We start from the raw sequence: 24,930 nt of genomic DNA, 5'->3' as shown, positions 1-24,930 counted from the left end.
CGCATGAGCGACATCATCATCCACACCTCCCCGCTCGCCCCGGACGCGCAGCCGCTGGTGGAAGGCCTGATCGGCGAATATGACGGCCGTTACGGCGACCTGGGCCGTCCCGGCGGCGCCCGCGCGGAGCTGTTCCGCTACCCGCCGCGGGCCTTCGCTCCGCCGATCGGCGACTTCCTGCTGCTGCGGCGCGACGGCGAGACGATCGCCGGCGGCGCCTTCATGAGCCATGACGACGAGACGGCGGAGGTGAAGCGCGTCTGGACCCGCGGCGACCTGCGGCGCCAGGGCCTAGCGCGCCGCATCATGCTCGCCCTGGAGGAGAGCGCGGCCGCGCTGGGCTACACCCGCGTGTACCTGACCACCGGCTTCCGCCAGCCGGAGGCCACCACGCTCTACCTCTCGCTCGGCTACCGGCCCCTGTTCGACCCGCGGGCCGATCCGGAGCTGTACCGGTCTCTGCCCTTCGAGAAGCATGTCGGCGCGAAGGCCGGCCAGGCCGGCACGTCGCCGGTTCCAGGCCCAGCCGCCTCCTTCGCGGAGGCCACCGCCCGCGTGACCGCGCTGAAGGCGCAGCAGGAGGCGAGGATCACCGCCCGGCTCGCGCGGACAGAGGTGGCGGCATGATCCGCGGCGCGGGCACGACTCCCTCCAACGCACGGGACAGAGCATGACGGACATGGCTGGATTCCGCATCGGCATCGGCCTCGACCTGGCGGCGCTGAAGGGCCCGCACACCGGATGGCAGGGGCTCTGGGGCGCGGTTGCGGAGCGCCTCGACGGGGCGGCGGATTTCGTGACGCTGGAGGACGGGTTCGCCCGGCCCGAAGGCGACGGGCCGGATGCGGTGCTGCTCGCCAACTGGCTGGGCGCCCGGACCCGTGACATCGGCATCGTCGCCGGTGCCCCGGTCAGCTTCGTGGAGCCCTTCCACGTGTCGACCGCGATCGCGACGCTCGATTACGTGACCGGGGGGCGGGCGGGCCTGCTGGTCCAGCGGCTTCAGGGTGAACGGGCCGCCGAAGCCGGCCGCGCCATCGGCCGCCTCGGCGGCTTCCCGGCCGGCGATCCGGCGGCGCTCGGCCGCGACGCGCTGGACGCGGTCGAGGTCGTCCGCCGGCTGTGGGACAGCTGGGAGGACGACGCGGTGATCCGGGATCCGGTGAGCCAGCGCTTCCTCGACGGCGCCAAGCTGCACACCATCGACTTCAAGGGCGCCGGGTTCAGCGTGCTCGGCCCCTCGATCACGCCGCGCCCGCCGCAGGGGCAGCCGGTCGTGGCCGCCACCTTCGTGCCGGGCGACGACCCGGCGCTCGCCGCCGCGGCGGATCTCGTCTTCCTGCGCCCCGGCACCGAAGGGCTGGCACCGCTCGTGGCGGAGCTGGGCGATGGGACGGGGGACGGCGGGCCGCTGCGCTTCGCCGACGTGTCCGTCGCCGCCGGCACGGACGGGGCGGGCCTGGCCGCGCAGGTCGCGGAATGGGCGGCGGCGGGCCTCGACGGCGTCCGTTTCCTGCCCCGCGACCTCCCGGAGCTGGTCGAGACACTGCTTCCCGCCCTGCGCCGGTCCGGATTCGGGGCCCGGGGCGCCACCCTGCGCGAGCGGCTCGGCCTGCCGGCGGCCGCGAACCGCTACGCCACTGCCGCCTGACCGCACACCGGAAACCGATCATGTCGAAGAAGCAGGTCATCCTCGGGGCGCAGTTCCCCGGCGTGAACAACTTCACCGTCTGGGGCGACCCGGCGGCGGGCAGCCAGATCGCCTTCGCCTCGTTCCGGCACTTCGCCGAGACGGTCGAGCGCGGCAAGCTCGACTTCATCTTCCTGGCCGAAGGCCTGCGGGTGCGCGAGCAGAAGGGCCGCTTCCACGAGCTCGACGTGGCGGGCCGCCCGAACACGCTGGCGATCCTGACCGCGCTGGCCGCCGTCACGCAGCATGTCGGGCTGATCGGCACGCTGACGACCACCTTCAACGAGCCCTATCCCCTGGCGCGCCAGCTGGCCACGCTCGACAGGCTGTCCGGCGGACGGTCGGGCTGGAACGTGGTGACGTCGCCCGGGGCCTTCACCGGCGCCAATTTCCGGCGCGGCGACCATCTGCCCTTCGCCGAGCGCTACGAGCGGGCGCGCGAATTCCTCGAGGCCGCGCGCGCGATCTGGATCGACGGAGACTTCTCCATCCGGTCGAAGCATGTCGACATTCGCGGGCGCACCGCCCTGTCGCCGCTGCCGCAGGGGACGCCGGTGATCGCCCAGGCCGGCGATTCCGACACGGGGCGCGAGCTCGCCGCCAGCCATGCCGACCTGATCTATTCCCGCCACGGCACGCTCGAGGACGGCCAGGCCTTCTATCGCGACGTCAAGGGCCGGCTGGCGAAATACGGCCGCCATCCGGACGATCTGAAGATCCTGCCCGGCGCCGCCTTCGTCCTCGGCGACAGCGAGGTGGATGCGCAGGAGCGGCTGACCGCCATCCGGCTGCAGCAGGTCGGCCCGAAGAATGCGATCGTGTTCCTGGAGCAGGTCTGGAACCGCGATCTCTCCGCCTACGACCCGGACGGTCCCTTGCCGGAGGTCGATCCCGACGTGTCCTCGCAGGCCCTCGCGCAGGGCCGCGCCGCCCGTTACGACAACCGGCTGGACACCGCCCGCGCCTGGCGCGAGATCGCCGAACGCGACAAGCTCAGCATCCGCCAGCTGATCATCCGGGTGACGGCGCGCCAGCATTTCGTCGGCACGCCCGAGACCGTGGCCCGCGAGATCAACCGCCATGTCCAGTCGGACGCCGCCGACGGCTTCGTCTTCGCCCCGCACCTGACGCCGACGGGCTTCGACGAATTCGTCGCGAAGGTCGTCCCCTATCTCCAGGACTGGGGCGTGTTCCGTAGGGACTATGAACACACGACCTTGCGCGGACATCTCGGCCTGCAGGCCAGGGGCTCCGGTGAACCTCGACGGCCGCTGGAAGAAAGGCAGCCGGTTCTGAGCAAATAGAGGCTCTCATGAGCGGCACGTCCGAGTTCCGCTGGTCCAGCTCTAACGACGTCGCCCGTTTGCTCCGCAAGTACAGGGGCTCGAACACGCCGTGCCTGTCCGAGATCAACCGGCACGGCGATCAGCTGCTGCGACCCTAGACAGCCACATCAGGAGTTCACCCATGCCTGGCGTTCGCTCTCGCCGCCTCAAGACGCTGGTCGGGGCCGGCAATGTCGTCTTCGCCGTCAACGACCCCAGCCCGGTGACCGGCGCGCGCCGGGCCGCGGAGCTCGCGCGCAAGGCGGAGGCGGAAAAGATCACCGGCCTGTTCACGGCCGATCTTCTACAGGCGGATCCCGCCGGCCTGTCCGGCACGACCGGCACGCAGGAACCGATCGTCGCCCTGGCGGCGTTGAGCCAGGTCACCGCGCAGATCGGTCTGGTCGCGACCGTCTCGACCACCTATCACCACCCCTACAATCTGGCGCGCCTGATCGGCACGCTCGATCACGTCAGCGGCGGGCGTGCCGCCTGGAACGCCGTGACATCCTCGGTTGGCGAGGAGAATTTCGGGGGTGGCGAGCTGCCGAACCCCGCGAAGCGGTATGCGCGGGCCGGCGAGTTCATCGAGATCGTCAACGCGCTGTTCGACGCCAACCAGCCGGATGCCGTGCGCCGCGGCAGGGGCGGGGCGATCAGTGTGGATCCGGGCAAGCTGGGCCGCATCGACTATCACGGCGAGCACTTCCAGGTTCAGGGCCCGCTGAACGTCCCGTTTCCGCCGCAGGGCCGACCGGTGCAGTTCCAGGCCGGCCAATCCGCCGAGGGCATCACGTTGGGGGCGCGCCACGCCGAGGTGGTCTACACCTCGCAACCCACCCTCGAGGAGGCCATCGCCTTCGTGGCAGAGCTCCGCCGGCAGGCGCGGGGATTCGGGCGGGCCGCCGATCTGCCGCTGATGATGAATTCCTTTCATTCCGTCATCGGCGACTCCGAGGCCGACGTCGCCCGACGGCTCCGTGAGAAGCACGAGAAGATCGACTATCAGCAGGGCCGCCTCAAGCTCGCCGACATGCTCGGCGGCCGCATCGATCTGTCGGACCTGCCCCTGGATCAGCCGCTGCCGGAACGCCTGCTGCCCGAGGTCGACGGCACCAATCGTCGGCGCGGACGTGTGGAGGTCTTTCGGCGCTACGCGCAGCGGGGGCTGACCCTTCGCGAGCTTATCATCCAGGCGCAGGAAACCGGCCACTGGTCGGTCGCCGGCACGCCGGAGCAGCTCGCCGACGCTGTCGAGGAGCGCTTCCGGGCCGGCGTGCTCGACGTCATCTCGCTGCACGGCCTCGGCAACCCGGATCAGGAAGACCTGCTGTTGAACGGCCTTCTTCCGGAGCTCCGCAAGCGCTCGCTTCTGGACACCGACTATCTCGGTGGCGATTTCCGCTCCAATCTCGGATTGCCCAGGCCGGTCGTCCGGGATCGTTCAGGGCCGCCGGTCAGCCCAGCCGGGCTGCGGCAAACGGGGTGACGAACGCCGGGTTCGAGGACGCCTCTCGGACTCGGGAGGGCATCCCGAACCTCTGATCGCACTGCTCTCGGCCCGGTTCGAGAGGTTCGGGACGCGTCACCGCTCTTCTTCAGGCCGCTCAGCTGTGCAGGCGCGGAAAACCGTGGCGCTCCGCCAACAGCTCGATGATGCGGCCGGATCCGACGACGAAGCGGGCGCCCTCATACACCGCCGCATCAGCGGGCGGCGGCGCCTCGTCGCCGAGGACCAGCACCGGCAGTGCCTGGTTGGCCTCGCCGACCGCCGCGATCACAGGCAGGCGCGGGCGGGGGAACGGCACCCGCTGGACGTCCAGCCGCGCGGCGAGATCCGGGAAGGCGGCGAGCAGGCCCTCGATCGCATTGCAATGCGGGCAGACGAAGCGCTCGCCGGGCCTCTTGGGATCCTCGAAGCCTGGTTCGATCAGGAAGATCCGGTCGCGACTCATGGATGTCTTCTCCGTTGATGGGGCGTGCAGGATCCGGGGGCGTGCAGGTCGGGCTCATTGGATCGAAGGTCACACTTCGACCTCCCTCAGCACCCGTTCGCGCAGGGTTTCGTCCTGATAGCGCGTGGCATAGACGCCCCAGTCCTGCAGCACCGGCACGACGTGACGCACGAAAGGCTCCAGCCAGTGCGGCGCGCTGTGCGGGGCGATGACGAAGCCGTCGGTCGCGCGCAGATCGACCAGCCGGCGCAACTCGGTCGCCACCTCGACCGGGCCGCCCATGATGTAATGGGTGCCGGAGGCGAGGATCAGCGTCTCGCGTAGCGACAGTGAGCCGCCGTGCCGGGCCGAGATGTCGTGCAGCCGGGCGACGGCCTTTTCGGAAGGACCGTCGAGGTAAAGCCCATAGGAGAGGCCGAGCTTCACCACATGGCCCGCGGCCGGCGCCTCGTTGGGCAGCGGGCCTTCCGGGTCGAGCTCGGCGAAGGTCTTGCCCCAGATCTCCTCGGCATAGCGCCGCACCTGGTTGTCGTGCAGCTGGTAGGGCAGGAGGGCCTTGTGCTTCTCCCGCGCGGCGTCGGCGTTCTCGGCCACCAGGATGGCGAGGCGGGAGTAGATCTTGACGGTCCGCGGGTCGCGCCCGTGCCGGCGCAGCCTGTCATGGATGTCGCGATAGAAGGCCGTGCCGTTCACCTCGTCCGAGTAATGGGTGTAGAGGCCGTCGGCATAGGAGGTCGCAAGATCGCGGCTGCGCGCCGAATCCCCGGCCTGGATAGTGAAGGGCGCGCCCTGGCGGGCGGCCGGCAGCAGCCGGGCCGCCGCGGGGAAGTGGTGAGGCGCCGGCGCTTGCGCCGACCGGCCGCCGCCCAGCGCCTCCAGGACGTAGTGGACGATCTCCAGCCCCAGCGAATAGCGGTCGACGTCCCGCTCGGCCACGGCCTTGGCGCGATGGTTGACATGGGCGTGGGGATTGCCGCCCAGGACCACGTTCCAGCCCGAGCGGCCATGGGTCAGCAGGTCGAAGCTGTGCAGGCGGCGCGCCAGATCGTAGGGCAGATTGTTGCCCGTGTTGATGGTCGCGACGAAGCCGAGATCGGGATGGAGCGACGCCAGCCAGGATTGCGTCACCAGATTGTCAAGACGCCCCATGACCCGGAACTCGGGAACACCCTTCTCGCCCATCGGCAGGGCGGCGGTCTCGGCCTGGAAGTAGAAGTCGAACAACCCCTCGCGATAGATGGCGGCCACCTTGCGGAAGGAGTCCTCGGTGTTCAGCTCATCGGCGAGATCTGGGTGCCAGATCTCGTAGGGATCCTCGGCGTTGTACTGCGCGGCGATGCGGACGCGGCGGCGCTCAGACATGGTTTGCTCCGGATCCCGGCAGCCCCGCGACAAAGGCTGCAAACGCTTCGGCTGTGGCGATCACGGCGGGAACCTCGACCAGGCAGCCATCGGCATCGGCCCAGGCCGTGGCCAGCCCCTCCGCATCGACCGGCCGGATCCAGCGCCCATGGGGCGGCCGGCGCGCGCTGACGACCCCGGCCGCGGTCGCGGCGATGCCGGCATGCGACGGGTGATCGGTGGCGAAGACCACCGGCCGCGCCTGCACCGCGCGCGGCGTGGGCAGCGGGCCGCGCACGGCGAAATGCGCGCCGCGATGGTCGGCCTCGTGCAGGCGGTCGCGGTCGAGGTACAGGTTCTCGTCCCAGCGCCGAGCCAGCGCGCCTTCGCCCCAGGAGTTCCACAGCTTGCCGAGCACCTCGACGAACTCGGCGACGAAGCCCGCGTCGCTGGCGGTCGAGGCATAGCCGATCCGCGCCTCTCCCCGCGGCCCGTCGAGCGCCAGCAGCCCGGCGCGCCCGCCGGAGAGGATGTCGAGAGAGGTGAGGGCGCGCGCGATCAGATAGGGGTCGGCGCGGTAGAGATCGACTTCGGGCACGAGGCCGATCCCGGCCAGCCGGGGCGCCGCGAAGGCCGCCACTAGCAGCGCATAGTGATCTTCGTCGCCGGCCTCGCCGATGGCGTCGCGGAAGACGAGATAGTCGACGCCGGCGAGCCCAGGGACCTCCACGCCGGCGGGCAGCGCCGAGAGGATGCGCCACGCCTGGCCGGCACCGAGGCTGAGTCCCAGCGTGCGGGGCGGTTCGGATGAGGGGAGAGACATCGAGGGCGTCGTTCAGCTTTCAGTCAATGCGACGGGAGGGAGGGCGGGCTGTGTCCGCGCGCCCGGCGCCGCGTCCAGAAGCCAGCGCGTATAGGCGTGCTGCGGGTCGGCGAAGACGGACTCGGTCTCGCCCTGCTCGACGGTCCGGCCCTTGCGCATGACCAGGATCCGGTCGGAGAACTGCCGGGCGACCGCGAGGTCATGGGTGATGAACAGATAGGCGAGGCCGAAGCTGTCCTGCAGCGTGCGCAGCAGCCTGAGGATCGCCTGCTGGGCCGAGACGTCGAGCGCCGAGACCGATTCATCCAGCACCAGCATCTTCGGTCTGGTGATCAGGGCGCGGGCGATCGCGACGCGCTGGCGCTGCCCACCGGACAGCTCGCCCGGCCGCTTGGACATGAAAGCCTCCGGCAGGCCCACGCGCGCCAGCAGCTCGGACGCGGCGGCCTGCTGCTCGCGCCGGCTGCCGACCCCGTGAATCTGCAACGGCTCGCGCAGGATGGCCGCCACCGGGTGGTGCGGATTCAGGGCGGTATAGGGGTTCTGATAGACCATCTGCGCGTCGCGGCGGTATCGCTTCAATCCGGCGCCGCGCAGATCGCCGACGCGGTAGCCGTCGAAGCTCACCTCTCCCTGATCGGCCACGGTCAGCTGCAGCACCGTCCGCACCAGGCTGGTCTTGCCGGATCCGGATTCCCCGACGATGCAAAGCGTCTCGCGCGGGCGCAGGTCGAACGAGATCTCCTCGAAGGCACGGACCTCGCGGCCCTGCGAGATCCGGTAGGATTTCGTGAGGCCTCTGACCCGGAGGAGGGTGTCGGATGCGGCCACCGGGCTGGAGACCGCGTCGGCGCCGGACCCCGCCAGCGTCGGAGCGGCGGCGATGAGCGCCCGGGTGTAGAGGTGGCGGGGCCTCTCCAGCACCCGGCGTGTCGGGCCGTCCTCGACGATCTCGCCGTCCTTCATGACCAGCAGGCGGTCGGCGCGGTCCGCCGCCAGAGCCAGATCATGGGTGATGAGCAGCAGCGAGACGCCGCTGCGGGCGATCACCGAGGTCAGGTGGTCGAGCACCTGCCGCTGCACCGAGACGTCCAGCGAGCTCGTCGGCTCGTCCGCCAGCAGAAGTTCGAGGTCGCCTGCCAGCGTGGCCGCGATGGCCACGCGCTGGTTCATGCCGCCCGACAGCTGATGGGGGTAGCTGTCGAACACCCGCCGCGGCTCGTCGAAGCCGACCTGCGCCAGCCGCTCCAGCGCCTCGTCCTGCGCCGTCCGCCGTGCCAGCCCGGGGTGATGGATCCGCAGCGCCTCGATCAGCTGCGCGCCGACCCGCCGCAGCGGGTTCAGCGATCCGGTGGCATCCTGGGCGACATAGCCGATGCGGCGGCCGCGCAGTCCGTGCCACTCACGGACCGACAGCCTGGTCAGATCGGTGCCGGCGAAGCGCAGGCTCTTCGCCTCGAGCCGGTAGGCGCTGGCGCCATGCAAGCCGAGGATCGCGTTGATCAGCGTCGATTTCCCCGAGCCGGATTCGCCTACGAGGGCGGTGATGGCGCTGCGCCCGACCCGGAAGCCGACATCCTTCAGCACCCGCGCCTCGGGCGCGGCCGGCGCCGGCCCGTACCAGAAATTCAGCCCCTCGACCTCGAGGAGCGTTTCAAGGGGCGCGGCCATGGTGCTCCTCCAGGGCATGGCCGAGATGGTTGGTGGCCAGCACGGTGGCCACGATCACCAGGCTCGGGAACAGGATCAGCCACCAGCCGACATTGATGAATTTGCGTCCTTCGGCGATCAGCAGGCCCCATTCCATGGCCGGCGGCGGCGCGCCGAAGCCGAGGAAGCTGAGCGACGAGACCGACAGGACCGCGGTGCCGAACTCGATGGTCGCCAGCGCGAGGACGGGTCCCACCGCATGGGGCAGGACATGGCGCAGGATCACATAGGGCTTCGACGCGCCGAGAAGCTCGGTCGATTCCACGAAGGTCAGCCCCTTCACGCGCAGCACCTCGGCCCGCATCAGGCGCGCGAAGCTGCCGATCGAGCCGATGCCGACCGCAATGGCGACCGGCACGAGGCCGAAGCCGAGCGCGGTGACGATCGCCAGGCTGAGCAGCAGGTTCGGGATGGCCAGCATGACATCGACCACCCGCATGAAGGCGGCATCGACGGCCCGTGGGGCGGTGCCCGACACCAGCCCAAGCAGCGACCCCGCCGCCAGCCCGATCGCCACCGCGATGAAGGTGGCAAGAAGCGAGTTGCCGGTGCCGTAGACCAGCCGCGAATACACATCGCGGCCCAGATGATCGGTGCCGAACCAGTGCCCGGGCCCGGGCGGCTGCAGCTTCTCGCGCACCAGGATCGCCAGCGGGTCGTGGGTGGCGAAGACCTGCGGCGCCAGCGCGCAGGTTGCGAGGAAGAGCACGAAGGCGAGGCCGAGCCACAGGCCCGGCCGCAGGGCCGGAACCGCCAGAGCGAAGCGGCGCCGCGGAGAGGCAGGGGGGAGGCCGACCGCGTCGGTCATGGCGGGTCTCATGGGATCAGGCGCGGCGCCCCACGCGGGGGTCGAGCAGCGGATAGAGCAGGTCGACGATCAGGTTGAGCACCACATAGGTCAGCGCCGAGAAGACGATCAGGCCGCAGACCAGGTTGATGTCCTTGTTGGTCACGCCCATCTGCATCAGCCGGCCGATGCCCTCGCGCGAAAACACCGTCTCGGTGACGACCGAGCTGGCGATGGTGCCGCCGACGATCAGCGCCGCCATGGTGAAGGCCGGCAGCGCGGCGTTCTGCAGCGCGTGGCGCAGGATCCGCAACTCCGAGCAGCCGCGGGCGCGCAGGATCCGCACGAAGGTCTCGGCATAGGTCTGGCGCAGGCTCTTGCCCAGCACCTGGCCCAGCAGCCCGGCCCCTGGGATGGCGAGCGTCAGCGCCGGGAGGATGAGCGTCGAGACGGAGCCGCTGCCGGTGGCTGGCGCCCAGTGCAGGGTGAAGGCGAAGACCTGCAGCAGCAGCAGCCCGACCACGAAGGTCGGCACCGCCACGAACAGGGCGGGGATCTTCGAGACGACGAATCCCACCCGCGGAAAGCCGGGGAGATCGAGCGAGAACACCGCCAGCAGCGTGCCCAGCGCGATGGCGATGACGAGGCTGACAAACGCCAGCCCGGCCGTCGCCGGCGCGGCCGCGGCGATGCTGGCCGCCACATCCTTGCCCGTCACCAGCGACGTGCCAAAGTCGAGATGCATCGCCCGCCAGAGCGCATCCAGATACTGCACCACCAGCGGCCGGTCGTAGCCGTATTGCACCCGCAGCTTCGCCAGCGCGGCGGGATCGAGCTGCGCATCCGGCCCGAGCATGATCGACACCGGATCGCCGGGCAGCCAGTAGAGGATGGCGAAGGTCAGCGTGAAGCTCGCCCAGGCGACGAAAACCGCCTGGGCGAGGCGGCGCAGCAGGATCGGGCGCAGGCCCCGGTCCGACCGGCCCGAGAGCCGGCCGGGCGACGCGGGGGACGTGTCTTCAGCGCTCATGGCTCCAGCCACGCCGCTTCGAGACGCAGGCGGACCAGGACATCCGGAAGCGCACCCTTCAGCTTCGCGTCCTGCGCCAGGACCTGGGTGACCGGATACAGCGGGTTGGCATAGGCCTTGTCGACAAGATGGCGCTGGATCTCGGCAACCTTGGCGAAGCGGTCTTCCGGCTTGCCGAGCGCCAGCTGCTCGACCACCGCCTTCCTGAGCCACTCGTCGTCCGAATTCGGCACGTTGCGCTGATCCGGCCCGTAATAGGAGCGCAGCACGTCCGGGTCGGCCTCGGTCGCATTGCCGAAGATCGCCTCGAACTTGTGCGGCTTGAGGATGTTGAAGACGATGTCGCTGCCGTCCGGGATCATCTCGAGCGGAAGATCGACGCCGATCGCCTTCGCCGCCTGCTGGACATATTCGGCCTGGCCGCGATAAGCGCCATAGCCGCTCAGGGTGATGCGCAGGGGCTTACCGTCCTTCTGGCGGATGCCGCCGGCGTCGCGCCCGGTCCAGCCGGCCTCGTCGAGCAGCCGGTTGGCCAGATCGGGATCGAAGGCGATGTCCGCGCTCTGGTCGATGGCGCCGGGCACCGAATTCACCAGGACGCCGGTGGCCGGAACGGCCTTGGCGCTTTCCAGCGCGCCGACCATCTCCACGCGGTCCACGGCGTGCAGCAGCGCCTGCCGAACCTTCGGGTCGCTCAGGATCGGGGTCTGCACATTGAACTGGACCCCGAACGGCGTGCCGGGGTTGCGCCCCACCTGAAGCACATAGCCTGCCGCCTCGAGCGCGGCCTCGTCGGCGACGCCGACGCCGGTGATCAGCTGGACCTCTCCGGATTCCAGCAGCCCGGTGCGGACGCTCTGCTCCGGCGCGATGACGAATTCGACCTTCTGGAGATAGGGTTTGCCGGGGTTGGCGGAGCTCGGCGAAGCCCAGGCGTAGTCCTCGCGCCGCTCGATCGTCGCACCTTCGAGCTGGGACCATTTCGTCAGGTTGAACGGCCCGGCGCTGATCAGCGCGCCTGCACAGCGCTCCTCGGCCGATTTCGCCAGCGTCGCATCCGAATAGAGCGCCAGCCAGGCCGACGACGCCGCCGTCAGAAAATGGCCGGATGGATGCGAGAACCTGATCCTGATCGTATAGTCGTCGATGATGTCGCTGCCGGCGTAATAGCTGAGATAGTTGTAGGCCCGGTTCGCCTTGGGGCCGATCGTGTTGCGGATGTTCTCGAGATTGGCCTGGACTGATCTGGCATCCAGCTTCTGCCCGTCCGCATAGGTGATGTCGTTGCGCAGGTGATAGGTGTATTCGGTGGCGTCCGAATTGACCTCCCAACGGGTCGCGGCCCAGGGCTTGACCTCGCCCGTCACCGGATCCTGATCTGTCAGCGAGATCGCGAAGTTCCGCGCGATGTTGAGCGGCGTGAAGTTCGTGATCTGGATCGGGTCGATGCAGACCGGGGCTTCGTGAACGGCGACCTTCAGCGTGCCGCCCTCCACCGGAGTTTCGGCCGCGGCCGCGAGGCTGGCAGACGACACAAGGATCGCGCCACCGATCAGAAGCAGGCGTCTTGCCGTTCGCGCAGTCGTCATAATCGCTTTCCCAATCTTTCATTGGTGCTGGAACCGCTGCCGCTGCCGCTGCTGGCAGGCAAGGCTCCTGCCGCACGCATCGCCGCGCTCATCCTTGCTGCGCGGCTTGCGAAGTTCTGAATTCTACATCTGACATATCAAAGGGAGTCGATTCGCAACAGAAGAATGTGTTGTTAATTTTATTAATAACATATTACAAATGTATATTTATCGCAAGCCCTGCTGGTTCCCCGTCATTGGCAGATGGGGCCGCTCGCTAACCCTTCTCGATGTCGAGATCCGCTCGGGCCGCCCACTCATGCCAGGAGCCGACGAACACCGCGACATCCCGGTACCCCGCCAGCCGCAGCGCATAGAGCGCGGTCGCCGCGCGGGCACCGCGGTGGCAATAGGTGATCACCTTCCGGTCTGGCGACAGCCCGGCCGCCGCGGCCAGGGCAGCGATCTCGGCCGCCGGCCGGTAGCGGCCGCCCTCCAGCAGGTCCTCCCAGAACAGGAAGGCGGAGTGCGGTATGCGTCCGGGTCGGGCACAGCAGGGATGGGCGAAGCTGCCGTCGTGCTCGCTGCGGCGACGGACGTCGAGCAGCGTGGTTCGGCCGGGATCGAGCCCGGCGACCTCGTCGATGGTGGCGACCAGGTCGAGCCGCGGCGCCGGCGGCTCCGGTAAGGCCGTGGCGGCGGTGACGGCCAGGGCCGGGCCGGTGCCGGGCTGCGTCGGGCCGCCGGAGGCGATCCAGGCGTCGATGCCGCCGTCGAGGATCAGCCCGCCCGGCAGGCCGAGGAAGTCCTGGAACCACAGGCCGCGCGGCGAGATCATGCCGGTGGCTTGCTCGAAATGCACGACCGGCACGCTGCCGTCGATCCCCGTCGCCGCGAAGGCGCCGGCCGCGGCGCCCGCCATGGCGCCGACGCCGGCCCGGTCGCTCCTCGGGATGAAATAGTCGTAGACGTTCAGTCCGATCGCTCCCGGGATGGTGGCCCGCCGCCATTCCGCTTCCGGCCGCTCATCGGCCAGGATCAGGCGCTCGCCCGAGGCGAGCCGGTCGCGCAGTTCGGCGGCGCCGATGGTCACGGCCATGGCCAACCTCCTCTCTCGTCTCCCGACATCGGCAGCGTCCGGCCGATGTCCTCCGCCTCGGCCCGTGCCAGGACCCGGGCGGCCAAAGCGATGTCGAACACGTTCAGGCCGAAGCTCGACATGTAGACGGCGGCGTCCGGCGCCGGGCGCCAGCCGTCCAGCACCGCCGTCGCCAGGTCGGCCGCCACCCGCTCGGCCGGGAACCGCCCGGCGCGGTGCATCTGGAACAGACTCTTGGCGCTGCTCCGCGCGAAGTCGTCCCAGAGATCGACCACGACCGCATCGGCCTCGTCGATCGCATCGAACCCGACCTCGTGATAGCCGATCTGCAGCAGGATTCGCCCCGGCCGGACCGCGCCCCGGCCGAGGATCGGCTGCGGCGCGGCGGTGCAGGCGAGGATCGCGTCGGCATCGCCCGCGGCGATCTGCGCGGGGTCGTCGGCGAGGCGGATCGGCCAGGGCGCGGCCGGGCTGATCGCCGCGACCAGGGCCTTGCGCCGGTCGGGACTGCGGTTCCAGACCGTGACCTCCTCCACCGCCGGGAACAGCGCTGCCAGCATGGCGAGATGGGCCCGCGCCTGCACCCCGGCGCCGAGCACGGCGACGCGCCGCGGCGGTCGTGGTGCCATCGTGCGCAGGGCCAACGCCGAGACCGCCGCCGTCCGGGTCGCGGTCAGCAGCGCGCTCTCGACCAGGCCGCGCGGTCGGCCGGTGGCGAGGTCGTTGACCAGGGTCAGCGACAGGATCTGCGGCGCCCCGTCCCGGGCCGGCGGCCGGTGCGCGGTCCACTTCACGCCGGCGGCGCCGAACCGGCCGCCGACCCGGGCCGCCAGGGCGTAGGCCTTGGCCTGCTCCGACCCCGCCAGCGCCACCGCGGTCTCGGCCGGCATCGCCGCCTCGCCGGCCCGCATCAGGCGCAGCACCTCGGTCACGTCCTCGACCGCCCGGGCGATGTCGCCGCCGCCCAGCGCGATCACGTCCCGGCGCGAGAGGTGGCGCAGCTCGACCTCGGCCATGGCCGCCTCAGGCCTCGACCAGTGTCTTGGCGAAGGGGTACAGCGCCGGCGACCCGCCGCAATGGACGAAGACGACCCGCGATCCGGGCGGGATCGCGCCGTTGCGGCACAGCACGGCCAGCCCGTCCACCGCCTTGCCGGTATAGACCGGGTCCAGCAGCACTCCTTCGGTCCGCGCCATACGGTGGATCGCGGCGACACCGCCCTCCGACGGCATGCCGTAGCCGGGGCCGACGAAGCCGTCCTCGATCAGGATGTCGGCCGGCGACCAGGCCTGGTCCCAGCCCAGCAGCCTGGCGCAGTCGGCGGCCATGCTGGAGATCCGCTGCTGGAACCAGGCGGCGTCGCGGCTGACGCTGATGCCGATCACGCGGGTGCCCGGCCAGTACTGCCGTGCCCCGACATGCAGCCCGGCCAGCGTGCCGCCCGACCCGGCGGGGACGACGATGACGTCGGGCGCGGCCTGGCCGGCGACGCGGAGCTGCGCGTCCATCTCCGCCACCGCCCGGACATAGCCCAGCGCGCCGGTGGCGTTGGCGCCGCCCAGCGGGATGATCTGCGCCTTCTGCCCGCGCTCGCGGGCGGCGGCGGCATGCGCCTCCATCCTCGGGTCGACCTGGGTGAAGTAGGCGGTGGGCTCGAGGAACTCGAGCTCGGCCCCGAACAGCCGGTCGAGCAGCAGGTTGCCCTGGTATTCGGCCGGCGGGTTGCCGCGCAGCACCAGCACCGCCTTCATGCCGAACTTGCAGGCGGCCGCCGCGACCATGCGGGCGTGGTTCGACTGGTGCCCGCCGGTGGTGATGATCACCTCGACGCCGTCGGCCAGCGCCTCGGCCATCAGGAACTCCAGCTTGCGGACCTTGTTGCCGCCACCGCCGAAGCCGGAATAGTCGTCGCGCTTGATCGACAGCTCGATCCCCAGCTCCGCCCCCAGCCGGGGCAGCGCCTCGATCGGCGTCGGGAAGAAGCCGAGCGGAACCCGCGGGAAATCGTCCGGTGTCATGTCTCTCGTCCTGGAATGTCGGGAAGGGAAGCGAGGCGGAGCAGCCAGCCCTCGATCGAGCGCAGGAAGCGCGCCAGGCCGTCCAGCGTCACGAATTCGTCGATGCCATGGGCGTTGCCGCCATGGCCCAGCCCGCCGATCAAGAAGGCCGGGGCGACGCGGGAGAAGGCGGAACCGGGCGCGCTGCCGATCGCCCAGGGCCAGACCTGCGGCTCGGCGCCGAGGTCGCGATAGGCGTCCACTAGCTCCGCGACGCCGGTTGCGGCCTCCGGGAAGCGGCAGCCGGGATAGGCGTCGAGCAGATCGATCGCGACGCCGTCCGACAGCCCACGCAGGCGGCCGCGGACCTCGTCCAGCACCGCAGCGGGGTCGAGGCCCGGCGGCAGCCGCAGCTCGAAGCTGGCCGCGGCGGTGTGCGGCGTCACCGCCCGGCCGTCCGGCGGATCGGTGCGCAGGGTGGAGAGGTTCAGTGCGGCGGTCGCCAGCACCGCGGCCAGCCTCTCCTCCGCCGTGCCGTCGATGGCGTAGCGCCGGGCGCGGCGGAAGCACAGCTCGGCGTCCGGGTCGAACCGCTCCGCCAGGCGCGCGGTGAGAGCCCGCGCCTCGGCATCGAGTTCGATGGTGCCGACCGTCCCGGTGTCGCCGCCGGCAATCGCGGCCAGGGCCGAGACCAGCCGCCAGGCGGGGTTGGCGATCCAGGGCGCGTTGCTGCTGTGGATCGCCGCCGCCGGCCCGCCCCAGGCGCCGCCCTCCACCCGGATCTCGCCGGCGGCGATGCCCTTGAAGCCGAGGTAGATCCGCGGCGGCCCGCCGCCGTATTCGCAGAGCGACGGGAACAGCACCACATCGGCCGGGCCGGCCGGGCAGGGATCGGCGGCCAGGTAGCGCCGCAGGGCGCCGCTGCCGCTCTCCTCCTGCCCTTCGACCAGGATCTCGAGATTGACGCCGAGCCGGCCCGCCGCGAGCAGGCGCCGGGCCGCGACCAGCATGCCGGCCAGCGGGCCCTTGTTGTTCTCGGCGCCGCGGCCGAGGAAGGCGGGGCCGAGCCCCGGCAGCTCCGCCTCGCCGCCGAGGAAGGGGTCGACGCTCCAGCCCGCCGGGTCGGCCGGCATCACGTCGTACATGTTGTAGAGCACGACCGTGCGCGGCGCGCCGATGTCCAGCCGGGCATGGACGATCGGCGGATCGGCCGCGGCGGCGCCGGGGACGAGCGTGGCGCCGAACTCGCGGACCAGCCAGTCCGACAGCGCCGCGGCCATCCTCGCCAGCCCGTCGCGGTCGCCGGCGACCGACCGGATCGGCGTCCAGGCGCGCAGCAGGTCGAGGGCCTCGGCCACCGCGGTCACAGCCGGATCCTCGGGTTCAGGGCGGCATAGGCGAGGTCGACCAGGATGTTCATGGCGACGAAGGTGAAGGCCGCGAACAGCACCACCGCCTGGACCAGCGGGAAGTCGCGGTTCTGGATCGCCTGCACCGCCAGCCGGCCGATGCCGGGCCAGGCGAAGATGATCTCGGTGACCAGCGCGCCGCCCAGCAGCGCCGCGAAATACATGCCCTGCACCGTCAGCACCGGGATCATGGCGTTGCGCAGCGCGTGCCGGGTGACCACGCCCCAGGCCGACAGGCCCTTGGCACGGGCGGTGCGGATGTAGTCCTGGTCCAGCGTCTCGATCAGGCTGGCGCGCACCAGCCGGGTGACGGCGCTCATGTAGTAGGCGCCGAGCGAGACCGCCGGCAGCACCAGGTGGCGCAGCTCGCCATAGCCGCTGGTCGGCAGCCAGCGCAGCCGCAGCGAGAACAGGATGATCAGCAGCAGGCCGAGCCAGAACACCGGCACCGCCTGGCCGGCCAGCGCCACCAGCCGCACCAGCAGGTCGGCCCAGCCGTCGCGGCGAATGGCACCGACGATGCCGAGGAGGAAGCCGGCCAGGGTGCTCCAGGCCAGCGCCGCGACAGCGAGCAGCGCCGTGGCCGGCAGCCGCTCCAGCACCAGCCCGAGCACCGGCTGCTGGAAGCGCAGCGAGGTGCCGAGGTCGCCCTGCAGCACGGCGCCGAGATAGCGCAGATACTGCAGCAGGAGAGGGGCGTCGAAGCCCATGGCGACCCGGAAGCGCTCAATCTCCTCCCGGCTGGCGTCGGGCGGCAGCATCAGCGCCGCCGGATCGCCGGTCAGGTGCAGGGCGAAGAAGACGATCGCCGAGACGCCGAGCAGGACGACGAGGGATTGCAGGGCGCGGTCGAGCAGGTAGCGGGCCATCGACGCCTCAGTCGACCCGGACGTTGGTGCGGCGGATCAGCCAGTCGCCGACCAGGTTGCAGCCGACCACCAGCGCCGCGATCACCAGCCCGGGATACAGCACGATCCAGTCCGCCATCAGGATGTAGGAGCGGCCCTCGCCGATCAGGTTGCCCAGCGTCGCGGTCGGCGGCTGGACGCCGAGGCCGAGGAAGCCCACCGACGCCTCCAGCACCACCAGCCGCGGCAGGTCGAGCGTCATCAGCACGATCTGCGGCGTCAGGATGTTGGGCAGGACGTGGCGGAACAGGATGCCCGCGGTCGGCACGCCCAGCGCCCGGGCCGCCCGGACGAAGTCGAGCGCCTTCACCTCCAGCGTCTTGGCGCGTGCCATGCGGGCGAAGATCGCCCAGCCGGTGACGCCGAGGATCAGCACCAGATTCAGGATGCTGGGGCCGACCACCGCGACCACCAGCAGGATCAAGAGGATGAAGGGAATCGACAGCTGGATGTCGACCAGCCGCATGACGATCCGGTCGGTCCAGCCGCCGAAGAAGCCGGAGACCAGCCCCAGCAGCGTGCCCAGGATCACCGCGATGGTCCCGGCCAGCAGCACGATCACCAGCGACAGCCGCGTGCCGGCGATGATCCGGGCCAGCAGGTCGCGGCCGAGCTGGTCGGTGCCGAGCGGGTGCAGCGCCCCGGCCACCACCGCCATCGGCGGCTTGAAGGTGGCGGCAATGTCGGCGGTGATCGGATCCGGCGGCCAGAGGACCGGGCCGATCGCCGCCAAAGCGAGCACGGCGAGCAGCAGCGGGGCGCCGACCAGGACGTCGCCCGTGAAGCCGCGGCGCCTTCGCCGTGTCGGCGTCGCGCGGATCAATGCAGGCGGATGTCGTAGACCGGGATGCGCGCATCCGGCCGTCCGACGAAATCGACCGACTTGCTCTTGGCGTAGAGCGAATCTTCCTGGTACAGCGGGATCACCGGCACCTGCTCGGCGGTCAGGGTCTGGATCTTGTGCAGCACCTCCGCCCGGGCCGCCGGGTCGATGGTGCGGCGGCTCTGGTCCAGCAGGGTGTCGAGATCCGGCAGCGAGACGGTCGAGTAAGGCTCGCCCGAGCGCAGGATCGCATAGGTCGCGGCATCGGCATCCAGCGTCTGGGTCGACCCCCAGCCGAGCATGTAGACCGGCGCCTGCTGGCCGGCGGGCACTTTCTGCGAATAGACCGACCACTCCGGGATATCGAGCGCGGCCTTGACCCCGATCGCGGCGAATTGCTGGACGATCGCCTGGGCGACCTCGGCGCTGTTGATGTAGCGCCGCGGCGCCTGCATCTGGATCTCGAAGCCGTCGGGGTATCCCGCCTCGGCCAGCAGGGCCTTCGCCTTGGCCGGGTCGGCGGCCGGCGCCTCGACCGGCAGGTAGCCGAAATCATGCGCCCCGACCGGGGTGCCGCTGGCGGTCGCCAGGCCGCGCAGCAGGTTGTCGACGATCGCCTTGCGGTCGATGGCCAGCGACAGCGCCTGGCGGACGCGGACGTCGTCGAGCGGCTTGGCCGCGGATTTGAGGCCGAGATAGATGGTCAGCCCGCCATTCTTGACCTGAATCAGGTCGGCATCGCCGCTCTGGCCGACGGCGTCGACCATCTCGGCCGGCACGCCTTCGATCAACTGGACCTCGCCGGTCAGCAGGGCGGCGACGCGGGCGGTCGCCTCCGGGATCGGCCGCCACACCACCCGGTCGATCGCCGGCTTGCCGCGCCAGTAATCCGGATTGGCCTCGAGCACGACCCTGTCGTCGGGCACGAACTCGGTCAGCTTGTAGGGGCCGGTGCCGACCGGCTTGCGGGCGAAGGCTTCCGGCCCGACCTCCTGCAGGTATTTCGGCGGCACGATATAGGCGGGGTAGCGGCTCATCCGGGTCGGCAGCAGCGGGTCCGGCGCCGTGGTGCGGATCCGCACCGTGTGCTCGTCGACCACGTCCACGCCGGCGATGGTGCGGATGTAGGAGATGGTCGGCGCCTTGGCCGCGGGGTCGAGGATGCGATCGAGGGTGAACTTCACCGCCGCGGCGTCGAAGGGCTCGCCATCGGTGAAGCGCACGCCGGGCCGCAGCTTGAACTCCCAGGTCGTGTCGTCGACCGCCGACCAGGATTCGGCCAGGCCCGGCACCAGCTTCATGTCCTGGTCGCGCAGCACCAGCGTGTCGAAGATGTTGTCGACGATCGTCGCCGCCTCGCGCAGGAAGCCCGGGTCCATCGCCGCCGGCGAGACCGGCCGGGCAATCACCAGCTCATTGCCGAAGGCGGCGCCCGTGCCGACCGCCCAGGCGAGAAGGGCCGCAGCGGCCAGTTGCCTCGAAGTCCTCATCCTGTTCCTCCGAACGGGCCGACCGGCCGCGATCAAGAAAGACAAATTTCTTATGGGATTATTTTCGGCGATGGATTATCGCCTGTGAAAACACGATATATCATGTATCAGAACCCGACAACGGCTATATTGCCGGCCAAAGGAACGGGGCGTTCGAGGTGTCGGCGATGGAGAGACGGTGGTGAGCTTCGTGTTGAGCGAGGCGCCGCGCGCCAGCCTGACGGCCTTCGTCGAAAGCCAGCTGCGCGAGGCGCTGATGTCCGGCGCGCTCCGGCCAGGACAGCGGCTGAATACCCGCGAGCTGGCGCGCCAGCTCGCGACCAGCCTCACCCCGGTGCGGGAGGCGCTGCTGAAGCTGGTGGCGGCGGGTGCCCTCGACGCGGCGCCGGCGCAGGCATTCCAGGTGCCGGTGGTGACCCGCGAGCGCTATCGCGAGATCGCCACGATCCGGAAGTCACTGGAAGGGCTGGCGGTCGAGGCGGCGTGCGGCCGGATTGACGCGGACGGCTTCGCGACGCTGGACCGGTTGAACGAAGCCTTCCGCGCGGCCAAGGCGGAGGGGCGGGCCGGCGACGCGCTCAAGGCCAACCGCGCATTCCGCTTCGCCCTCTACGGCCTCGCCGGGATGCCGGCGCTGCTGGGCCTGATCGAGCAGCTGTGGATGCAGATCGGGCCGTGCTTCAACTACCTCTACCCGCAGCCGCGGCTCGCGGCCGGCGGCCGCCACAACCACGACGTCCTGATCGAGGCGCTGCGGACGGGAGATGTCCGCAAAGCCCGTGCGGCGCTGGAGCAGGCGATCGACGACGGTACCTTGCTGGTGATGGAGCATTTCGGCTTCGACGAGCCGCCGGCGGCCGGGCGGGAGGACCTGCCGCTGCTGGTCGTGCCCTGACCTCGACAGCCGCTCAATCGGCGTCGGCGACGTAGCACGGGTATTCCGCCTTCTGCCGCCGTGCGGCCGCGACGTCCAGGACGACGATCTTCACGGGCTCCGCGGCCGATGTTTCGGCAAGCAGGTTGCCGTCCGGCGCGAAGGCGAAGCCGCGGCCGCCGAAGGTCGGGCCGTCCGCCCCGCCGCCGACCCGGTTCGAGCTGACGACATAGCTGCCCGATACGATCGCGGCCATGGCGCCGGCGGTGAGCCAGTTGGCGTTCGCCAGCCCGGTGGCCCGCGGCACCACGATCAGCTCCGCCCCGGCACGGCCATAGCGGCGGGCGCGCTCGTTGAACATCAACTCGGTGCAGAGCAGGACGCCGACCTTGAGGCCGGCCACATCGTGGACGGCGAAGCCGTCGCTATCGCCCCGGAACCATGTCGCCTCGTACCAGCCCGTCTCCTCGGGAAAATACTGCTTGCGATGCAGCGGCGTGATCCGGCCATCCGCGAGCGCGAAGGCCTCATTGGCCAGCCGGTCACCCGTCCAGACCGGCCGGGACGAGATAACGATCGGAACCCCGATCGCGGCGAGGGCGTCGATCGCGCGTTCGTGCAGCGAGACGCTGCGGCGTGCCGCCTCCGTGTCGAAGCGATCGACCGCCGCCAGCCAGGGGCCGAACGGCATCTCGTTGGTGACCAGGATGTGCGGCCGAAGCGCCTCGATCTGCCGGCGCAAGGCATTCCATTGGGCGCCATAGGGTTCCAGACCATCGAGCCATTCGACGAACGCGCAGGTCCTCGTGCCGGTCACACCATCCCTCCATCGCAAATGACTTAGATCGCCGTCCGGGCCACGGCGGTACCGTCGAATAAAAGATTGATCTCATCCTTAATGTCATGATGGGGCTGCACCGAATTGCGCCGTGCGAAATGGGATCGCGCGGTCCAGATCGCGATCCGCTGCAGTGTAAAGCCATCGGCGGTGATATTGCGCACTGATCCCGCCGACGTCCCATTCTTCCGCCGCTTGAGGCCTGCTCGAGGAATGAACATCAGGACGCGCCTTGCTCAGACGCTGGACGCGTGACGGGGGGCTCCTCGTCTCTGCGCATCGTGCTCTCGCGAACGATGAGTTGGCCGTGCAGCAGCGTGGTGCTGGGGGGGGGCAGCGGCCCTTCCGAACCGATGAGCTCCAGCAACCGCGCCACCGCCAGCCGGGCGAGCTCGCCGACGTTGTTGTCGATCGTCGAGATCGGCGTCGCGGCGAATCGCGCGGCATCGATGTTGTCGAAGCCGGCGATCGCGACCTGTTCCGGCACGGCGAGGTCGTTGATCCGCGTCCAGCGCAGCGCGCCGAGCGCGAGGACATCGCTGCTGGCGAACACGGCCGTGGGTCGGTCGGCAAGGCTCATCACAGCATCCATCGCCTCGATGCCGCTTTCGATCGTGTGGCTCGGGGCGTATCCGATCAGGGCCGGGTCGATCTCCATCCCGGCCGCGCGGAGAGCCGCGAGATAGCCCTCGCTCTTTTTCTGCGGCGTGCCGACTTCGGGAATGAGCGCCCCGATCCTGCGATGTCCGCGATCGATCAGATGCCGCGTTGCGTCGTAGGCGCCGGTAAATTCGTCGATCCCGACCGCATCGATGCCCGTCTCGCACAGGCCGACCAGCAGCACGATGGGGGAATTGCGCTGCCGCAGCTTCTGGAGATGGTCGAGGCGTGAATGCAGAAGCGGATAGATCAGGATGCCGTCGACCATTCGCGTCTGGAACATCTCGATGGCCCGGATCTCCTCCTCGAAACTGCCGTTCGAGGTCGCGAAGAGGACGCTGTAGCCGCGCTCGGCGAGCGCGAGCTGGATCATCTGCGCGGCGCTGGTCAGGATCGGATTCGTCACATCATGAAGGATGAGCCCGACCGTGTTGCTCCTCAGGGATACCAGCGACTTGGCGAAGTGATTGGGGACGTAGTCGAGCTCCTCCGCCGCCTTGCTGATGATCTCGCGGGCCGCGGCTGAAATCCGGGTGCTGCCCCGCAGCGCGAGGGATACAGTATTGACCCCGTAGCCGGTCTTCGCGGCGATGTCCTTCAGTCTCGCTTTCACTCTGGCCATACGGAACTCCCGGCGCCTCGCGCGAAGGCAGGCTCATAGGAAGAGCACGGAACGGGACTCAAAGCCAACCCCGCGCGATCTTCCAGAATCCTCGCCAAACCCCTTGCCAAGCCTACGTAGTAACGGTACAACATATTAACGTTACTACACCACTGCGGTGCGCGCCGCAGCAATGAGAAGGTCTCTCGTGTGAGGCCGATGTTCCAAGGAGGAGGCGTCGAGGCGTGCCCGCCAGGCCCGCATCCCTGATGGTCGCCTACCGCTTCGGGCGGAGAATGGCGACCCGGTGCTTTTCACGTCGATAGAGAAGAGATCTGGGGCTTCGCCCATCGCAGGCGGCTCCTCTTGAAGTTGCTTCATGTTGTCGGACCAGAATACTTGGATCGGCAGTTTTCGACCCTCCGCATCCGCCGCTGTCGGCTCGCGCGATTGCGGTTCCGAACCTGGGGAGGAAAACACCAATGAAGTATCCGGGGGCCTAATCCTGGACGAGCATTGATTCGCTCGCGTGGTGGATCATGGAAGCCGCCCTTTGGCGGCAGATTTGACGACCCTCTGAATTCAAGATGACCGATCCGCATCGATCGGAAACGGTGTTGCTTTGCCTTGCCGTCGGATCGACGGCGGCGCTGCAGGGTCATCGACCCGGGGCGCGCAGGTCAACGAGGGGAGGACCGCAAACGTGAAGCTAAACCATATGATTGCAGCGGCGGCCTTCATGACGGTCGCGACGCTGGGCGGCACGACCCATGCCGAGGATACCGTCATCCATGTGATGTCGTGGGAGGCGACGCAGGTGGCCGGCACGCCCTGGTGGGACAAGATCACCCAAGGCTTCGAGGCGAAGCATCCCGGCGTGAAGATCGAGACGAACTTCGTCCCGTTCAACCAGTATCTGACGACGCTCGCCGCGATGACGGCCGGCAATTCGCTGCCGGAGCTCTTCTACGGGCACGTCAAGGCCGCGGAGCTCGGGCGGGCCGGCCTCGCCGTCAACTACAGGGATGTGGTCGACGACACCTTTCTGAAGCAGTTCTACCCAGGCCCGCTGCGACAGTTCACCTTCGATGACGGAGCGATTTATGCGCTCCCCTGGACGGCGCAGATCTTCGGCCTGTTCGTCAATGACCGGATCATGAAGGAGCTCGGGCTGACGCCGCCGAACACCTGGGACGAACTGATCGCCATGGCGCCGAAGATCCGCGAAGCCGGCCTGACCCCGGTCGCCTTCGGCAATCTGGCACACAATGTCTGCCCGGACTTCCTCCTGCCGCTGATCGCCCAATATGGCGGCGATGTCTATGCGCTGGACGATCTCACCAAGCCCGACCTGTCCTGGGATTCGAAACCGGTCGTCGACGCGCTGACGCTGCTGCAGAAGCTTGCCAAGGTCGGCGTCTTCCTCGACGGCGTCAACGGCATCGACGAGCGTCCCGCTTGGCAGATCGCCTATCAGGGCAGGGCGGCGATGCTCTATACCGGCTCCTGGGCACCGGCCGTCTTCGAGGCCGAGGCGACGCAGGACTGGCTCGACAACTATTCGGTTCACAAGGTTCCGGCGGTGACCGCCGACGGCGTGCACTATACCGGCGACGGCAGCGGCGAGGGCTGGGTCGTCAATGCCAAGGGCCCGAACAAGGACCTGACCCTCGACTTCGTCAAATACATGTTCTCGCCCGAGGTCTATGACGACCACATCGCCGGCCTCGGCGGCTTCCCGTCGATGCCGAGCGCGCTCGACCAGGTCAAGAATCCCAAGGTCCAGGAAATGGTGACCTGGATGGACACGGACGGCGCCGACCACATCCTGTTCGGGGCCGGAAGCTGGGATGCGGTCTCGAATGTCTGCCAGGGCATCCTCGACGGCTCGATCGAGCCGGTCGCCGGCGCCAAGCAGATCCAGGCCGACGTGCTGGCCACGCGGGCGAAGGCCCAGTAAGCGCGCATCGGGGTCGGGCTCATCCGCCCGGCCCTTCCGGA

At 69.6% G+C, this 24,930-nt stretch carries 23 protein-coding genes; 6 read left to right on the top strand and 17 right to left on the bottom strand.

The window, feature by feature from the left end:
- Positions 1–3 precede the first annotated feature (3 nt).
- The 4 genes from BWR60_RS00825 (at position 4) to BWR60_RS00810 (ending at position 4,504) form a co-directional block, all read left to right on the top strand.
- On the top strand, positions 4–627 hold the full coding sequence (locus BWR60_RS00825; RefSeq protein WP_088149103.1) for a GNAT family N-acetyltransferase: 624 nt from the start codon (positions 4–6) through the stop codon (positions 625–627).
- Between the two features lie 52 nt (positions 628–679).
- Positions 680–1,651 carry an LLM class flavin-dependent oxidoreductase gene (locus tag BWR60_RS00820; protein WP_218823254.1) on the top strand — a complete coding sequence of 324 codons (972 nt, stop codon included), beginning with the start codon at positions 680–682 and terminating at the stop codon, positions 1,649–1,651.
- Between the two features lie 20 nt (positions 1,652–1,671).
- A complete protein-coding gene (locus BWR60_RS00815; RefSeq protein WP_088149101.1) occupies positions 1,672–2,994 on the top strand; it encodes an LLM class flavin-dependent oxidoreductase in 1,323 nt (440 codons plus the stop codon).
- Positions 2,995–3,157: 163 nt separating this feature from the next.
- The gene (locus BWR60_RS00810) at positions 3,158–4,504 is read left to right on the top strand and encodes an NtaA/DmoA family FMN-dependent monooxygenase (RefSeq protein ID WP_088149100.1); all 1,347 of its coding nucleotides are present in this window, start codon (positions 3,158–3,160) and stop codon (positions 4,502–4,504) included.
- Between the two features lie 118 nt (positions 4,505–4,622).
- Here BWR60_RS00810 and BWR60_RS00805 read toward each other — a convergent pair whose 3' ends face one another.
- The 14 genes from BWR60_RS00805 to BWR60_RS00740 all read right to left on the bottom strand — a co-directional run bounded on the left by BWR60_RS00805 (position 4,623) and on the right by BWR60_RS00740 (position 19,956).
- A complete protein-coding gene (locus tag BWR60_RS00805) occupies positions 4,623–4,970 on the bottom strand; it encodes a DUF3088 domain-containing protein (protein WP_088149099.1) in 348 nt (115 codons plus the stop codon).
- A gap of 69 nt (positions 4,971–5,039) precedes the next feature.
- A complete protein-coding gene (locus BWR60_RS00800; protein WP_088149098.1) occupies positions 5,040–6,332 on the bottom strand; it encodes an LLM class flavin-dependent oxidoreductase in 1,293 nt (430 codons plus the stop codon).
- On the bottom strand, positions 6,325–7,134 hold the full coding sequence (locus tag BWR60_RS00795) for an LLM class flavin-dependent oxidoreductase (RefSeq protein WP_088149097.1): 810 nt from the start codon (positions 7,132–7,134) through the stop codon (positions 6,325–6,327). Before BWR60_RS00795 ends, BWR60_RS00800 begins: the two co-directional genes overlap by 8 nt.
- Before the next feature lie 12 nt (positions 7,135–7,146).
- A complete protein-coding gene (locus BWR60_RS00790) occupies positions 7,147–8,805 on the bottom strand; it encodes a dipeptide ABC transporter ATP-binding protein (protein WP_088149096.1) in 1,659 nt (552 codons plus the stop codon).
- The gene (locus BWR60_RS00785; protein WP_218823253.1) at positions 8,789–9,652 is read right to left on the bottom strand and encodes an ABC transporter permease; all 864 of its coding nucleotides are present in this window, start codon (positions 9,650–9,652) and stop codon (positions 8,789–8,791) included. The genes BWR60_RS00790 and BWR60_RS00785 overlap by 17 nt, the downstream gene beginning before the upstream one ends.
- A 16-nt stretch (positions 9,653–9,668) precedes the next feature.
- A complete protein-coding gene (locus BWR60_RS00780) occupies positions 9,669–10,661 on the bottom strand; it encodes an ABC transporter permease (RefSeq protein WP_218823252.1) in 993 nt (330 codons plus the stop codon).
- Positions 10,658–12,196: an ABC transporter substrate-binding protein gene (locus tag BWR60_RS00775; protein ID WP_179221576.1), complete on the bottom strand. Its 1,539-nt coding sequence runs from the start codon at positions 12,194–12,196 to the stop codon at positions 10,658–10,660. The genes BWR60_RS00780 and BWR60_RS00775 overlap by 4 nt, the downstream gene beginning before the upstream one ends.
- Before the next feature lie 310 nt (positions 12,197–12,506).
- Positions 12,507–13,328 carry a rhodanese-like domain-containing protein gene (locus BWR60_RS00770; RefSeq protein WP_088149093.1) on the bottom strand — a complete coding sequence of 274 codons (822 nt, stop codon included), beginning with the start codon at positions 13,326–13,328 and terminating at the stop codon, positions 12,507–12,509.
- Positions 13,319–14,344: an ornithine cyclodeaminase gene (locus BWR60_RS00765; RefSeq protein WP_088149092.1), complete on the bottom strand. Its 1,026-nt coding sequence runs from the start codon at positions 14,342–14,344 to the stop codon at positions 13,319–13,321. The genes BWR60_RS00770 and BWR60_RS00765 overlap by 10 nt, the downstream gene beginning before the upstream one ends.
- Positions 14,345–14,351: 7 nt before the next feature.
- Complete coding sequence (locus tag BWR60_RS00760) at positions 14,352–15,347, bottom strand: 1-aminocyclopropane-1-carboxylate deaminase/D-cysteine desulfhydrase (RefSeq protein WP_088149091.1); 996 nt, start codon at positions 15,345–15,347, stop codon at positions 14,352–14,354.
- Complete coding sequence (locus BWR60_RS00755) at positions 15,344–16,693, bottom strand: M20/M25/M40 family metallo-hydrolase (RefSeq protein ID WP_218823251.1); 1,350 nt, start codon at positions 16,691–16,693, stop codon at positions 15,344–15,346. Before BWR60_RS00755 ends, BWR60_RS00760 begins: the two co-directional genes overlap by 4 nt.
- Positions 16,690–17,604 carry an ABC transporter permease gene (locus BWR60_RS00750; RefSeq protein WP_088149090.1) on the bottom strand — a complete coding sequence of 305 codons (915 nt, stop codon included), beginning with the start codon at positions 17,602–17,604 and terminating at the stop codon, positions 16,690–16,692. The genes BWR60_RS00755 and BWR60_RS00750 overlap by 4 nt, the downstream gene beginning before the upstream one ends.
- 7 nt (positions 17,605–17,611) lie before the next feature.
- The gene (locus BWR60_RS00745; protein ID WP_088149089.1) at positions 17,612–18,466 is read right to left on the bottom strand and encodes an ABC transporter permease; all 855 of its coding nucleotides are present in this window, start codon (positions 18,464–18,466) and stop codon (positions 17,612–17,614) included.
- Positions 18,463–19,956: an ABC transporter substrate-binding protein gene (locus tag BWR60_RS00740; RefSeq protein ID WP_088149088.1), complete on the bottom strand. Its 1,494-nt coding sequence runs from the start codon at positions 19,954–19,956 to the stop codon at positions 18,463–18,465. The genes BWR60_RS00745 and BWR60_RS00740 overlap by 4 nt, the downstream gene beginning before the upstream one ends.
- 181 nt (positions 19,957–20,137) lie before the next feature.
- On the opposite strand from BWR60_RS00740, the gene BWR60_RS00735 reads away from it, so the two are divergent.
- Positions 20,138–20,851 carry an FCD domain-containing protein gene (locus tag BWR60_RS00735; RefSeq protein WP_218823250.1) on the top strand — a complete coding sequence of 238 codons (714 nt, stop codon included), beginning with the start codon at positions 20,138–20,140 and terminating at the stop codon, positions 20,849–20,851.
- A 13-nt stretch (positions 20,852–20,864) separates the two neighbouring features.
- Here the strand turns inward: BWR60_RS00735 and BWR60_RS00730 are convergent, their stop codons facing one another.
- Genes BWR60_RS00730 through BWR60_RS00725 form a run of 3 tightly spaced genes read right to left on the bottom strand, consistent with a single transcriptional unit; the run spans position 20,865 to position 22,950 of the window.
- Positions 20,865–21,647 carry a carbon-nitrogen hydrolase family protein gene (locus tag BWR60_RS00730; protein ID WP_218823249.1) on the bottom strand — a complete coding sequence of 261 codons (783 nt, stop codon included), beginning with the start codon at positions 21,645–21,647 and terminating at the stop codon, positions 20,865–20,867.
- A 23-nt stretch (positions 21,648–21,670) separates the two neighbouring features.
- The gene (locus BWR60_RS36805; RefSeq protein WP_179221575.1) at positions 21,671–21,832 is read right to left on the bottom strand and encodes a hypothetical protein; all 162 of its coding nucleotides are present in this window, start codon (positions 21,830–21,832) and stop codon (positions 21,671–21,673) included.
- 56 nt (positions 21,833–21,888) lie between these two features.
- Positions 21,889–22,950 (bottom strand): LacI family DNA-binding transcriptional regulator, encoded by a 1,062-nt coding sequence (locus tag BWR60_RS00725; protein ID WP_088149087.1) that lies wholly within the window; start codon positions 22,948–22,950, stop codon positions 21,889–21,891.
- Positions 22,951–23,668: 718 nt separating this feature from the next.
- Here BWR60_RS00725 and BWR60_RS00720 point away from each other — a divergent pair.
- Positions 23,669–24,889: an ABC transporter substrate-binding protein gene (locus BWR60_RS00720; protein ID WP_179221574.1), complete on the top strand. Its 1,221-nt coding sequence runs from the start codon at positions 23,669–23,671 to the stop codon at positions 24,887–24,889.
- Positions 24,890–24,930 lie beyond the last annotated feature (41 nt).

Origin of the sequence: Inquilinus limosus (genome assembly GCF_002195995.1) — a bacterium.
GTDB classification, from domain to species: Bacteria; Pseudomonadota; Alphaproteobacteria; order DSM-16000; family Inquilinaceae; genus Inquilinus; species Inquilinus limosus_C.
Note: the sequence above shows the minus strand (reverse complement) of the source record. Positions and strands in the feature narration are given on the sequence as shown.